The organism is Stenotrophomonas sp. 22692, assembly GCF_052045015.1.
Classification (GTDB): Bacteria; Pseudomonadota; Gammaproteobacteria; order Xanthomonadales; family Xanthomonadaceae; genus Stenotrophomonas; species Stenotrophomonas geniculata.
In genome coordinates, this window is record NZ_JBQEMR010000047.1 from 1 (window position 1) to 13,631 (window position 13,631).

At 68.5% G+C, this 13,631-nt stretch carries 10 protein-coding genes; 3 read left to right on the forward strand and 7 right to left on the reverse strand.

Features of this window, described 5'->3' with window-relative positions; translation table 11 throughout:
- Positions 1-64 precede the first annotated feature (64 nt).
- Genes ACTJJM_RS19235 through ACTJJM_RS19245 form a run of 3 tightly spaced genes read right to left on the reverse strand, consistent with a single transcriptional unit; the run spans position 65 to position 4,700 of the window.
- A complete protein-coding gene (locus ACTJJM_RS19235) occupies positions 65-1,504 on the reverse strand; it encodes an efflux transporter outer membrane subunit (protein WP_440865888.1) in 1,440 nt (479 codons plus the stop codon).
- Positions 1,501-3,459, reverse strand: coding sequence for a MacB family efflux pump subunit (locus ACTJJM_RS19240; protein WP_440865889.1), 1,959 nt, complete (start codon positions 3,457-3,459; stop codon positions 1,501-1,503). The genes ACTJJM_RS19235 and ACTJJM_RS19240 overlap by 4 nt, the downstream gene beginning before the upstream one ends.
- Entirely contained in the window at positions 3,456-4,700 is a 1,245-nt protein-coding gene (locus tag ACTJJM_RS19245; RefSeq protein ID WP_440865890.1) for an efflux RND transporter periplasmic adaptor subunit, read from the reverse strand. Before ACTJJM_RS19245 ends, ACTJJM_RS19240 begins: the two co-directional genes overlap by 4 nt.
- 204 nt (positions 4,701-4,904) lie before the next feature.
- Here ACTJJM_RS19245 and ACTJJM_RS19250 point away from each other — a divergent pair, with 204 nt between their 5' ends.
- The 3 genes from ACTJJM_RS19250 to ACTJJM_RS19260 all read left to right on the forward strand — a co-directional run bounded on the left by ACTJJM_RS19250 (position 4,905) and on the right by ACTJJM_RS19260 (position 10,253).
- Entirely contained in the window at positions 4,905-5,633 is a 729-nt protein-coding gene (locus tag ACTJJM_RS19250) for a response regulator (RefSeq protein WP_005408779.1), read from the forward strand.
- 6 nt (positions 5,634-5,639) lie between these two features.
- Positions 5,640-7,049 carry an ATP-binding protein gene (locus ACTJJM_RS19255; protein ID WP_010486233.1) on the forward strand — a complete coding sequence of 470 codons (1,410 nt, stop codon included), beginning with the start codon at positions 5,640-5,642 and terminating at the stop codon, positions 7,047-7,049.
- A gap of 177 nt (positions 7,050-7,226) precedes the next feature.
- Positions 7,227-10,253, forward strand: coding sequence for a ligand-binding sensor domain-containing diguanylate cyclase (locus ACTJJM_RS19260; protein WP_049411504.1), 3,027 nt, complete (start codon positions 7,227-7,229; stop codon positions 10,251-10,253).
- Between the two features lie 411 nt (positions 10,254-10,664).
- Here ACTJJM_RS19260 and rnt read toward each other — a convergent pair whose 3' ends face one another.
- The 4 genes from rnt to ACTJJM_RS19280 all read right to left on the reverse strand — a co-directional run bounded on the left by rnt (position 10,665) and on the right by ACTJJM_RS19280 (position 13,586).
- Positions 10,665-11,249, reverse strand: coding sequence for a ribonuclease T (rnt, locus tag ACTJJM_RS19265; protein ID WP_005408782.1), 585 nt, complete (start codon positions 11,247-11,249; stop codon positions 10,665-10,667).
- A gap of 234 nt (positions 11,250-11,483) precedes the next feature.
- Positions 11,484-12,005 (reverse strand): HvfX family Cu-binding RiPP maturation protein, encoded by a 522-nt coding sequence (locus ACTJJM_RS19270; RefSeq protein ID WP_010486227.1) that lies wholly within the window; start codon positions 12,003-12,005, stop codon positions 11,484-11,486.
- 26 nt (positions 12,006-12,031) lie between these two features.
- Positions 12,032-12,787: an HvfC family RiPP maturation protein gene (locus tag ACTJJM_RS19275; protein ID WP_010486224.1), complete on the reverse strand. Its 756-nt coding sequence runs from the start codon at positions 12,785-12,787 to the stop codon at positions 12,032-12,034.
- Positions 12,780-13,586 carry an HvfB family MNIO-type RiPP peptide maturase gene (locus tag ACTJJM_RS19280; protein WP_010486223.1) on the reverse strand — a complete coding sequence of 269 codons (807 nt, stop codon included), beginning with the start codon at positions 13,584-13,586 and terminating at the stop codon, positions 12,780-12,782. The genes ACTJJM_RS19275 and ACTJJM_RS19280 overlap by 8 nt, the downstream gene beginning before the upstream one ends.
- Positions 13,587-13,631 lie beyond the last annotated feature (45 nt).

Below are 13,631 nucleotides of genomic sequence, written 5' to 3' on the forward strand. Positions count from 1 at the left end.
CCCCCCCCCCCCCCCCCCCCCCCCCCCCCCCCCCCCCCCCCCCCCCCCCCCCCCAGGACGGGCCTCAGCCCGCGCTGCCGCCCAGCGCCTTGAACAGGGTCACGTCGTTGTTCAGCTGGCCCTGGCGCACGCGCGCCAACGACAGCTCGGCATCACGCCGGGTCTGCTGCGCTTCCAGCCAGGTGCGCAGGTCGGTGGCACCCACGCGGTAGCGCACTTCCTGCGCGCGCTCCACTTCCACCGCTTCGTCATACGAAGCCTGCGAGGCCGCCACCTGGCGCGCCAGCTGCTCGCGTGCCGACAGTGCGTTGTCCACTTCCGAGAGCGCGGTGTACAGCGTCTTGCGGAAATTGGTCGCGGCGATCTGGTAGCCGGTGCCGGCGATGTCGGTATCCAGCTGCGCGCGCTGCAGATTGAGGAACGGCAATGACAGGCCCGCACCCAGGGTGGCCACCGGGTTGCGCAGCACATCACCCAGCGAGGTCGCACTGGAGCCGAGGCTGCCGGTCAGGCTCAGCGCCGGGTAGTAGTGGGTGGCGGTCACCTTGATGGTCTTCAGGCTGTTGCGCAGGCGCAGTTCGGCTGCGCGCAGGTCGGGACGGCGGCCGAGCAGGTCGGTCGGCAGGCCTTCGTTGATCCCGGGGCTGCGTGCGGCCAGCAGGTCCTGCGGTTCGTCCTGCTGTGGCCACGGCGTGCCGTCCAGCAGCACGGTCAGCGCATTGCGCACTTCCACCCGCTGCTGTTCCAGCGCGCTCTGTGCGGAACGTTGCGACTGCAGGTTCTGCAGTGCCTGGCGTACTTCCAGGCGCGATACCGCACCGGCGTCGAAGCGGGCCTGGACCAGTTCGCGGGTACGTTCCAGCCGCTCCAGGTTGGCCTGGCCGGTGGCGATCGACTGGTTGAGATAGGCCAGGTTCCAGTACTGGGTGATGGTGTCGCCGATCACCAGCAGCGCGGTGTTCTGCCGGTCTTCCTCGCTGGCCTCGGCTTCCCAGCGGGCGATGTCGCGCTGGGTGCGCAGGCGGCCCCACAGATCGACCTCCCAGCCCAGCGAAACGCCGGTGGAATAGCTGCGACGCCAGTCATCAGCCTGGTCGGTGGCGCGGCTGGCGCTGCCACTGACCCCGGAAGACGAAGGCTGCGGCCACAGCGCGTTGCTGGCCAGGCCAGCCTGCAGGCGCGAACGCTGCACGGCCAGACCGGCGGCGGCCAGATCGCTGTTGGCGGCCAGCGCCTGCGCCACCAGACGGTCCAGTCGTTCATCGCCGAAGCCGGTCCACCAGGTGTCCTGGCGGATGTCGCGGCCGGGTGTATCCAGGCTGCTGCGCGGGTCGTCGGCCGGTGCGTTGAGGGTGGCATCGCCACGCCCGTAGCTGGCCGCCACGTCGGGGGCCTGCACCGGGTAGCGGCCCACCGATGCACAGCCTGAGAGGGCGAGCAGAACAGCGCCCACCAGCAGCAGGCGCGAGGGAGCAGGGAAGGGCAGTCGGATCATCTTCTTCATTCGCGGGCCAGGGCCTCCACCGGATCGAGTTGCGCGGCGTTGCGTGCGGGCAGGAAGCCGAACGCCACGCCGATCAAGGTCGAGCAGGCGAACGCGGCAACGATCGAGGCGGTGGAGAACAGCACCTGGAAATCGCTGGCGAAGCGGCCGATCATCGAGCCCAGCAGCAGCGCCAGGCCGATGCCGAGCACGCCGCCGAGCAGGCACACCAGCACCGCTTCGATCAGGAACTGTTGGCGGATATCACTCTGCCGCGCACCCACGGCCATGCGCACGCCGATCTCACGCGTACGCTCGGTGACCGACACCAGCATGATGTTCATCACGCCGATGCCACCGACCAGCAGCGCGATGGCGGCGATCGCGCCGATCAGCAGCGTCATCGTGCGCGTGGTCTGTTCGATGGTCTGGCGGATCTCGGCGCTGTTGCTGAGGAAGAAATCCTCGGTGCCATGGCGCATCGTCAGCAAGCGGGTGATCGCTTCCTGCGCCGCATCCATCGGCGTGTCGTCGTCCACGCGCACGGTGATGCTGGAGACGTGGCTCTGGCCGAGCATGCGCGACATCACCGTGGTGTACGGCACCCACACGCTGAGGCTGGTGCTGCCGCCGAAACCGAAACTCTGGCGCTTGGCCACGCCGACCACGCGTGCTGGCACGTTGCCGAGCAGGATCACCTGGCCGACCGGGTCGACATCGGGGAAGAACTGGGTCTGGGTGTTCTCGTCGATCACCGCCACCTGGCCGAGGCCCTTCACTGCATCACTGTCGAAGAAGCTGCCACTGAGCAGGGTCACGCCCTTGACCCGGAAGAACTGTTCGCCGACGCCGCTGACCTGGGCGGTGGACGACTGGTTGCGGTAACGCGCGGTGACCGAGGTCGACACGCTGGGCGTGGCGCTGTCCACGTAGCTCTGCTTTGCCAGTGCATCGGCATCGCTGGCCTTGAGCGTCTGTACCCGCGCCGAGCGCATGTCGCCGAAACCACGGCCTGGATAGACGTCGATGGTGTTGGTGCCGAGCGCGCTGATGTTCTGCAGGATCTGCTGCTGCGAGCCGTTGCCCAGCGCCACCACCGACACTACCGAGGCGATGCCGATGATGATGCCGAGCATGGTCAGGAAGGTCCGCAGCCGATGGGCGTTCATCGCCAGCAGCGCCATGCGGAACGCTTCGGTGAAGCGGTCGCGGGCCGCCCGCCAGCTGTTGCCGTGGGCGGCCCCGGTACTGGCTTCGCGCTGCGCACGGTAGGCCGGCGCATTCGGGTTGGCGCGGTCGGCGATGATCTCGCCGTCGCGGATCTCGATGATGCGCTGTGCGTGCTGGGCCACGCTCATGTCGTGGGTGACGATGATGATGGTGTGGCCTTCGGCATGCAGTTCGCCGAGGATCGCCATCACTTCCTCACCGGATTTCGTATCGAGCGCGCCTGTGGGTTCGTCGGCCAGGATCACCTCGCCGCCGTTCATCAGCGCGCGTGCGATCGACACGCGCTGCTGCTGGCCACCTGACAGCTGGCCAGGCTTGTGATGCATGCGGTCGCCCAGGCCCAGGCGTTGCAGCAGCTGCTCGGCACGCGCATTGCGCACTGCGCCCGGGCTGCCGGCGTACACCGCCGGCACTTCCACATTGCCGCGCGCGTCGAGGTCGCCGAGCAGGTGATAGCGCTGGAAGATGAAACCGAAATATTCGCGGCGCAGTTCGGCCAGTTCGTCCGGCGCCATCTTTCCGGTCTCGCGGCCGGCCACCTGGTAGCTGCCGCGGGTGGGGCGGTCGAGGCAGCCGAGGATGTTCATCAGTGTCGACTTGCCCGAGCCGGACTGGCCGACGATGGCCACCATCTCGCCAGCATGGATGTCGAGATTGACGTCGCGCAGCACGGCGATCACATCATCACCGGCCGGGAACTCGCGTCGCAGGTCGCGCAGGCGCAGCAGCGGCGCCGTCGTGCTCATCGGCGCGGCCCCATGCCCGGGCCGCCGACCCGCATCTGCATGCCGCCTCGGTTCCCGCCACCGGCACCGGCACCGGCGGCGCTGGCTTCGCCGACCACCACGCGCTCGCCTTCCTTCAACCCGGACAGGATCTCGGCGGAGGCGCCATTGTTGATGCCCACCGTGACCTTGCGCGGCTGCGGCTGGCCCTTGTCGTCCAGCACCCGCACCATGCGCTCGTCGCCACGGCGCTTCGGCCCCAGCGCCACCGCCGGCACCATCAGCACGCCCTTGGCCTGCTTGAGCAGTACCGAGACCTGCGCGGTCATGTCGATGCGCAACGTGCCGTCCGGATTCTCCACGTCGAACAGCGCGTTGTAGTAGACCGCGCTGCTGGAACTGGAACTGGACGAACTGCTGGAGCTGGAGGAGCTTTCGTTGGCGATCGAGGCCGGCGCCGGATTGATCTGGCGCAGCGTGGCGTGGTACTTGCGGTCCGGGTCACCCAGCGTGGTGAAGTACACCGGCATGCCGGGCTTGATCTTGACCACGTCGGCCTCGGAGATCTCGGCATTGACGGTGACCACGTCCAGCCGCGCCAGCATCACGATGGTCGGTGCGGTCTGGTTGGCGTTCACGGTGCGGCCTTCCTCCGCCACCACCGCCACCACGGTGCCGTCCATCGGCGCGGTGATGCGGGTGTAGGCCAGGTTGGCGCGGGCGGTGCCCAGTTCTGTTTCGCGGCCCTTGATCTGCGCCTCGTAGGACTGCAGCTGGGCGCGGGCGGTCTTCAGCTGTGCCTCGGCGGCATCGTATTCCTGGCGCGAGGTGGCTTCGGCGGCGAGCATCTGCTGCTGGCGCGCGAACTCCAGTTCGGCCTGGCGCAGGGTGGCCTGCTGCACGGCACGCTGGGCGGTGACCTGGTCCAGCGAGGCCTGCGCGTTGAGCACCTGGTTCTGCTGGGTGGTGGCGTCGATCTCGGCGATCAGATCGCCTTCCTTCACGGTGTCGCCCAGCTGCACCTTCAGCGACTTGATCTGGCCCGAGGCCTGGGCACCCACGCTGACCAGCTTGTAGGCGTCGATCACACCGGTGGCCTCCACCGTCTGCTCGATGTCACCACGGCTGACGGGCGTGGTCGCCACCGCCGGGGCGGCGGGCTTGCGCAGCAGCCACCAGGCGGCTGCGGCGACGGCAAGGGCAAGCAGGGCGATCAGTATCAGGCGACCCCGGCGGGTCGCGGGCAGCAGGCGGAACGTCACGTCGTGGCTTCACTCTCGGGGCCGCGGCGGCGGCGTTGGTGGGCATTGTGAAGACCGGGCGATGGGCGGCTCAATCCTCGGGGTATGTCTCTATGTAACACTGTCGGTGAATACGCGTAACCACAGGTATCCCGCCCACGGGTGGATACACTGGTACGCATTGCCCCGGATGCGGTTCAGCTGCCGACACGGGATGATCGCGACATGGAGACTGAAAACACGATGCACCGACTGCTGATCGTCGACGACGACAACGACATCCGCACCCTGCTGGCCGAACAGCTCGGCCGTGCCGGCTACCAGGTGAGCACGGCTGCCGACGGCACCGCCATGCGCCAGTTGCTGGACCGCGAGCACGTGGACCTGATCGTGCTCGACCTCAACCTGCCGCGTGAGGATGGCCTGACCCTGTGCCGCGACCTGCGCGCACGCTCGAACACGCCGGTGATCATGCTGACCGCACGCGCCGAGCCGATCGATCGCGTGCTGGGCCTGGAAATGGGCGCCGACGACTATCTTGCCAAGCCGTTCGAACCGCGCGAGCTGCTGGCGCGCATCCGCAACGTGCTGCGCCGGACCGAGGCGCTGCCAGCCAACCTGGAGCCGCTGGCGGTGCGCCGTGCGCGCTTCTCGCGGTGGGTGTTCGATCTGGAGCATCGCCACCTGGTGGACCCGGACGATCGCGTGGTGGTGCTGTCCGGCGCCGAGTTCCGCCTGCTGCGGGTGTTCATCGCCCATGCCAACAAGGTGCTGTCGCGCGAGCAGCTGGTCGCGCTCAGCAGTGGCCGCAACTACGAGGCACAGGATCGCGCGATCGACCTGCAGGTCAGCCGCCTGCGCAACAAGCTGGGCGACGATGGTGGCCCGGACGGGCTGATCAAGACCGTACGCAACGAAGGCTATGTACTGGCCTCCTCGGTGAACCTGGAATAAGCCGCGATGAAGCGCCTGCGCCATTTCCTGTCCTCGATGGTCGGGCGGTTGTTCGTGATCCTGCTGCTGGGCATGAGCGTGGCCGCGATCGGCGCGACCATGCTGGCCACCTCCAAGCGCCAGCAGGAGTTCGAGCGGCAGAACCTGAACCGCATCGCCGACCGCCTGCAGGGCTACGTCAACCTGCTCGACGGCAATCCCGAGCTGCGTGAGCGCCTGCTCGAAATCGGTGGGCCGAGCGTCCGCGCGCTGCAACCCGGCGCGCGCCTGGGGCGGGCCGACACGGCGTTGATGGAAGTCCTGGATGACCGGCCGGGGCCGGTCGCTCGCGCGCATGTGCACTTCGCTTCGTTCCGCTCCTGCATTCCCAAGCTGCAGGACCTGTTGCCGCCGCCGCCGCCCGGGCATCGCAAGCACCCGCGCGAGCGTGATCCGGCATTCATCCCGCCCAAGTGCCGTGCGGTCGACGTGACCCTCAACGACGGCACGTTGCTGAAGCTGGCGCTGGATTCGCCGGCGGTGGCGCACAACGGCATCCTCGCCGTTGATCCGTGGTTCCTGACGCTGCTGGTGCTGGCGATCGCGGTGCTGGCCTACATCGTCGCGCGCATCGCCAGCGCGCCGTTGCAGGAGCTGGCGGCCGCCGCCGAAGACCTGGGCGACGACCTGCAGCGCGATCCCCTGCCGCTGCGCGGGCCGCGCGAGGTGCAGCGTGCTGCCGAAGCCTTCAATGCCATGCAGCATCGCCTGCAGCGGCACCTGGCTGAGCGCACGCAGATGCTGGCGGCGATCACCCATGACCTGCAGACCCCGCTGACCCGCCTGCGCCTGCGCCTGGAGAACGTCAGCGACGAGGTACTGCGCGAGCGCCTGATCGGCGATCTGGCCGCGATGCAGGCGTTGGTGCGCGAAGGCCTGGAGCTGGCGCGCAGCGCTGAGAGCGCCGAGCAGCGTGCCGCACTGGACCTGGATTCGCTGCTGGAGAGCATCGTTGAAGACACCGCCGAGGGTGGCGGTGATGTCGTCTTCGAAGGGGGCAGCGGTGCGGTGTTGATGTTGCGTCCGCTGGCCATGCACCGGCTGTTTTCCAACCTGGTGGACAACGCGGTGATGTACGCCTACCGGGTGAGGGTACGGGTCGAGCGCAGTGGCGGCGCGATCACCGTGGTGGTGGCCGACGACGGCCCCGGCCTGGCCGAAGATCAACTGGAAGCCGTGTTCGACCCGTTCGTGCGGGTGGAGACCTCGCGTTCGCGCGAAACCGGCGGCGCCGGTCTGGGCTTGACCATCGCCCGCGCTCTGGCCGAGAAGGATGGCGCGAGGCTGTGGCTGCGCAACCGCGCCGAAGGCGGGCTGGAGGCGGTAGTGCAGTGGCCGGCCAGTGCACAGGTAACGCCGCCGGGGCGCGCGGGCTGAGTCTTCGCGGCTGGCGATGGTGACGCCGTGGGCCGGGTTTGGCCTATCATCTGCGCATCTTCCCAGTTTCCCCCCGATGAGCCAGCCCGTTCCCGCCGGCATGCCGTTCAGCGCTGCCTGGCAGCTCCCGCATGCTGCCAGGCCCGGCAGCCCTGCCTGGCCGCCGCCGCTGCACTGATGGCCGGACAGGGGGACATCGGGCGCTGGGCGGAGCGCTGCGGATCAGGTATCGGTCGATGGCTGCGACAGGGCCTGCTGTGGCTGCTGCTGGCCCTGTCACTGCCGGTGGCTGCGCAGGAGGGGGCACCGCCGCTGCGCGATTACGCCATCGATGTATGGACGTCGCGCAACGGCCTGCCACACAACTCGCTGCGCGACATCGCGCAGACCCCCGAAGGCCACCTGTGGTTCGCCACCTGGGAAGGCCTGGTGCGATACAACGGCCTCGATTTCACCGTGTTCGACCGCAGCACCCGCCCGGGCCTGCGCGACAACGGCATCGGTGCGCTGTTCGTCGACCGTCAGGGCGGGCTGTGGATCAGTGATTCGCGCGGCAACGTCAGCCACCGCGGTAACGATGGCCAGTGGCGGGTCTGGGAGCACCAGGCCGATACCCCGCAGGTACTGATCCAGTCCATGCAGATGGACAGCCAGGGCCGCCTGTGGCTGCTCTATGAAGGCAAGGGCATCGGCTATCTGACGCCGGACACCGGCATCGTCTACCAAGCGCCGGCCGCCGACCTGCCGATGGCGATGAGCTTCACCAAGCTGGTGGTCGATGCGCAGGACCGGGTCTGGGCCGGTACGTTGGACGGGCTGGTGCTGCGCGACAACGACGGCGTGCTCAAGCGGGCGCCCGCGGCGTGGGGGCTGGGCGCCGGCAGTGGCCTGTCGTGGCCGTACCGCGCTCCGGACGGCGCGCTGTGGATCGTCGCCGGCGAGCGCCTGTACCGCGTGGAAGATGATCAGCTGGTGCTGATGCACCGCCTGCCGGGCCAGCTGCACCTGACCTCGATGCTGCAGGACCGCCATGGAGACCTGTGGCTGGGCACCGAGAACCAGGGCCTGCTACGGATCTCCTCGCATGGACTGGAGCGGCTGCCGGCGGGCCTGAACCTGCCGGGTGGACGCGTGGTCAGCCTGCGCGAGGATGCCGAGGGCAGCATCTGGGTCGGTGCCAACGGCGGCCTGTACCGCCTGCGCGAAACGCTGTTCAGCAGCTACACCGAGCGCGATGGCCTCAGTGGTGATTATGTGCGCACCGTGTTCGAGGACCGCGACCGCCAGCTGTGGGTCGGCAGTGCCAGCGGCCTCGATCTGCAGACCGCCGATGGCCGCTTCCGTGCGATGCCGCTGCACAACCGCGGCGGCAAGGCACCTTCGGTGCTCAGCCTGGCGCAGGGCCCGGACGGTGACCTGTGGGTCGGAACGTTCGGCGATGGCGTCTACCGTCTTGGTCGTGACGGCCGGCTGCGGCACAACTATGCCGCCGCCGATGGCATGCCGGGTGGCAACATCCGCGCGATCAGCGTGGACCCGCAGGGTGTGGTCTGGGCCGGCACGCAGAAGGGCGTGGTCCGCATCGACGGTGACCGTGTGCAGGTATCGAACGTCCCGGCCATGCCCGGCGGCCTGATCACCGCACTTGAGCACGATCATCAGGGCAACCTGTGGATCGGCACCATCGAGGGAATCCGCGTGCTGCGCGGCGACCACGTGCAGTCGATCGACCTGGCGCCGCTGGGCGGTGGCCGCAGCGTGTTCGGCTTCCATCAGTTGGGCGACGCGATGTGGATCAGCAGCGACCGCGGCCTGTACCGCTGGCGGAACGGCACGCTGGCGCGGGTGGGGCTGGAGCAGGGCATGCCGGTGGATGCGGTGTTCCAGCTGGTGCCGGATCGCCTTGGCAATGTGTGGATCAGCAGCAACCGCGGTGTACTGCGCACCGACATGGCCACCCTCAACGCCGTGGCCGATGGCCGCGCACCCCGGGTGATGGTGGAGCGCTACAACGAGATCGACGGCATGGCCAATGCGCAGGCCAACGGCAGCTCCGGGCCATCGGCGATCCTGCGCCAGGACGGCACGTTCTGGGTGGTCACCGCCGGTGGCCTGAGCACCGTCGACCCGCAGCGCCTGCAGCGTTTCCGTGAGCGCCTTTCACCGCCGGCAGCGATTGAAAGCGTGCAGGTGGATGGCGCACCGGTGCATTGGGAGGGCCCGGACCGCAACTACATTCCCGGCGGCCGTCGCTTGACGGTGAGCTATGTCGGCCTGAGCTACCTGATGTCTGACCGGATCCGCTACCGCACGCGGCTGGATGGCCTGGATGCGGGGTGGGTCGAACGCGGCCCGCAGCGCAGCGTGGAGTTCGTCGGCCTGCCGCCGGGCGATTACACCCTGCACGTGGCCGCTGCCCATCCGAGTGGCAGCTGGGGCCAGCAGGAAGCGGTATGGAGCTTCACCGTGGAGCCGTTCTGGTGGCAGCGACGCAGCGTGCAGGGGTTGGGTGGACTGTTGCTGCTGGCCGGGCTGGTGGCGCTGTACCGCCTGCTGCTGCAGCAGCTGAAGGCCAGCAACCTGCGCCTGGCGCGGCGGGTGGACGAGGCCACCTTCGACCTGCAGGCGAAGACCGTGCACCTGCAGGCGCTGAACCAGGAAAAGACCGAACTGGCCGAGCGCCTGGCACGCCAGGCCGAGGCCTTCGAACGGCAGGCCCGCGAAGATGCGCTGACCGGCCTGGCCAACCGCCGTGCCTTCGATGAAACGCTGGCCCGCGACTTTGCGCGTTCGCAGCGCAGTGGTCATCCGCTGTGCCTGGTGGTGCTGGATATCGACCACTTCAAGGACGTCAACGACCGCCACAGCCACAGCATCGGCGATGCCGTGCTGGTGCAGGTGGCGCGGCTGATCGCCGCCGCCAGCCGCGACTCGGACCTGCCCGCGCGGACTGGTGGCGAAGAGTTCGCGCTGCTGCTCAACGACACCCGCCTGGAGGAAGCCGCACAGCTGTGCGCACGCCTGCGCGGCCTGTTCCATGACCACCCCGACTGGGCCGGTGTGGACGGCCTGCGCGTGACCTTCAGCGCGGGGCTGGTGGAGCTGGACGCCGACGACCGCACCCCGGCGCTGCTGTACCAGCGCGCAGACCGCGCGCTGTACCGCGCCAAGAGCGACGGCCGCGATCGCACGAGCATTGGTTGATCGCATCCACGCATGGCGTGGATCTACTGGAGTGCCGCACCAACCGGCGGTGCCGACCAATGGTCGGCACCCACCAAAGGAGTACCCACCACAGAGGTCGTCGGCAGCCCCAACGAGCGCAGCGATCCGCTGTTGCTCCTGCTTTTCTGATCTTTCCGTGGCACCCAGCAACGTGTCCGTGGCCGGACGGGTGGGCTGCGCAGGGGCGTGAGCCGCATGGGCCTGAGGCATGCCTCGGGCGGGTTGGGCCGGATGCCCAACCCCGGTCTTGCCGTGTGCGCAGGACAGCGCACACGAGCAAGCGGCGACCGAGCTTACATGGACGTACTTGCAGCGTCCCCTGCGCAGTCCACCCGTCCGGCCCAACGGATGATTCGCTTCACGCCACGAGGGGCTCCGCCGTTGGCCGCTTCACCGCGGCCAGGCGTTGGCGATGGTGCAGAACAACCGCGCGGTCTGCTCGGTGTCATACACCGCGCTGTGCGCCTCGTTGGCGTCCCAGCCCAGCCCGGCGGCCGTGGCTGCACGCGCCAGCACGGTCTGCCCGTAGGCGATGCCGGCCAGGGTCACCGTGTCGAACACGCTGAACGGATGGAACGGATTGCGCTTGTGACCGGTACGTGCAACCGCCGCGTTGACGAAACCGAGGTCGAAATGGGCGTTGTGGCCGACCAGGATCGCGCGCTGGCAGCCGTATTTCTTCATCGCCGCACGCACCGGGGTGAAGATGTGGTCCAGCGCGGCTTTCTCTTCCTTGGCCAGCCGGAACGGGTGGTCGAGGATGATGCCGGTCACTTCCAGCGACTTCGGGTCGATCTCCAGGCCTTCGGCCGGCACCACGTGGGCGCTGGCGGTCTGGCCGGGGTAGAGCAGGCCGTTCTCGTCCATCTCGATCGGCACCGCAGCGATCTCCAGCAGCGCATTGCGCTGGCTGTCGAAGCCGCCGGTTTCCACGTCCACCACCACCGGCAGGAAGCCGCGGAAGCGTTGTGACATCGCGCGCTGCGCCTGGGGTACTGCGGAATCGGGAGCGGCGGCAGGTGCGGGGGTGGGGGCAGTCATGCGTGAATTCTAGCAGAGCGACCCTGAGCGACCGGCCAGCCTTCTGTGCTTGGGTTCCCTGCGTGGTCGTGTGTCGACCAAGGTCGACACCTACCGGGCACCGCACGCTCAGGCTTCCGGTAAGTGCCAACCTTGGTTGGCACGGTGCGCGCCGACCAGGGCCGGCATCTACCGGACTGCGGGCCGTGCCGTCGTGCCCGATGGCCGCCACCGCGTCAACCACGCATCCACGCTCAGCCTGCCGGCGCCGGTGAAGATCAGCGGCAGCAGCATCGCCATGAACAGCACCGGCAGCTTGAAGTTGCCGAAGCCCTGGTCAGTGATCGCATAGCCCATGGCGAGGTCGGCCAGCGAGTTCCACTCCATCGGCCAATGCACCGCATAGGTCGCTACAACGGTCAGCACCAGCAGGCTGGCCGCGGCAAACCGGGTGCCGAAGCCAACCAGCAGGCAGGCCGCGCCGATCAGTTCGAACCACGTGGCGAGCTGCCAGTTCAGGGTGGCCGGCAGCTGGTCGAACGGGAACGGGAAGGTATCCTGTAGGTCGGCGAACCAGTTCTGGCCGTGCAGCTTCTCGCGGCCGGATTCGAAGAATTCCCAGGCCAGCAGCAGGCGCAGGCCGAGCGGGGCCAGCCAGGGGGCGAGACGGTCCAGCTGGCCGCGCACGGTGGCCAGGGTCGGGAGGTTCATCGGCGGTTCTCCGGGGAAAGGGGGCGTCAGCCGGGGACTGCGAGCGGGCCGATCACGCCGGCCTGCAGGAACTGCTGCAGCAGCGCAGCACCGGGTCCGGCCAGCGCGTCCTCGGCCAGGCCGTGCGCGGCGGCCAGGTGCCGCAGGTAGCCATGGCCATCCAGGCCGGGGTGTTCGCCGATGCTGGACAGCAGGTACACCGCCAGCGGGCTGAGTACGGCAAAGCGCACCTCGCCATCGGCCTCGCGACGGACCAGCAGGCCGGTCGGTTCGGCTGGCGGTTGTGACGGTGCGTCCTCGGCACCGAGCCGGTGCACGGGCCACTGATACAGCAGTGGCCATGCCAGCGGCGAGCGCCGCAGCGGAACCCGTAGTGGGTCGATGTCACCCGGCACCGGCAGCGGCTCGGCAGGAAGCTGGTACAGCGCGGTTTCCACCCACTCGTAATGAGCAAGTTCGGCCAACGCCGGATGCGGCAGCTGTGGCTGCGCCTGCAGCCACTGCACGAATTCGGCGGCCAGTTCGGTGAACAGCGGCGTCTGGCAGCGATGGGTCGCGAAGTACTGGCGCAGCAGTCCGCTCCAGGCCGGTTCGCCGAGCAGGCGCACGCAGACCGGGAAGCCGTTGCTCAACAGGCCGAGCAGATTGTCGAACAGCAGCCGTTGGTACACCGCCACCCGGCGTGGCTCCAGACCGGCCGGTGGTGGTACGCCCTGCGGATCGCGCAGGTGAGCGGTGAACGCGTGCTGCTGCGCGCGCAGGGTGTCGGTGGTGTCAGCCATGTACAGCCCCGGCGTGCGCGGCCTGCAGGCGGCGGATGGTCTGCAGTTCGCCCTGCAGTTCGGCGTAGGGCGGGAAATTGAAATCGCGTTCGAGCAGGGTGGGGCGTGGGCCGATGCGCGCGTAGGTACGCGCCAGCAGCTCCCAGACCGGGTCGATCACCGCGCTGCCATGGGTATCGATCTTCAGGTCCGGTGCCTCGTCCAGGTGCCCGGCCACATGCAGGCAGACGATGCGCTCTGCAGGCAGCCCGGCAATGAAGACGTCGGCGTCGTAACCATGGTTGCAGGCGTTGACATAGACGTTGTTGACGTCCAGCAGCAGGTCGCAGTCGGCCTCGGCGAGCACGGCCTTGGTGAAGGCCAGTTCGTCCATTGCCGGCTCCGGTGCCAGGTAGTAGGACACGTTTTCCACCGCGATGCGGCGACCCAGCAGGTCCTGCACGCGGGCGATGCGTGCGGCGGTATGGCGCACCGCTTCGTCGGTGAACGGAATCGGCAGCAGGTCGTACAGGTGGCCGTCGTCGCTGCAGTAGCTCAGATGTTCGCTGTACAGCGGCACGCGGTGCATTTCCAGGAATTGGCCGACCTGTTCCAGCAGCTGCGTATCCAACGGCGCACTGCCGCCCAGTGACAACGACAGACCGTGGCAGCTCAACGGATGGCGCTGCGCGAGCTCGGCCAGCGCATCCCCAGCGGGGCCACCGACATGGATCCAGTTCTCCGGCGCGCATTCGAGGAAATCGAAGTCACCCGCCGGTGCATCGCGCAGATCCTGCAGCAGCGCCCTGCGCAGCCCCAACCCTGGGGGGGAAAGAGGAAGAGGGGGAGAGGGGGGGGGGGGGGT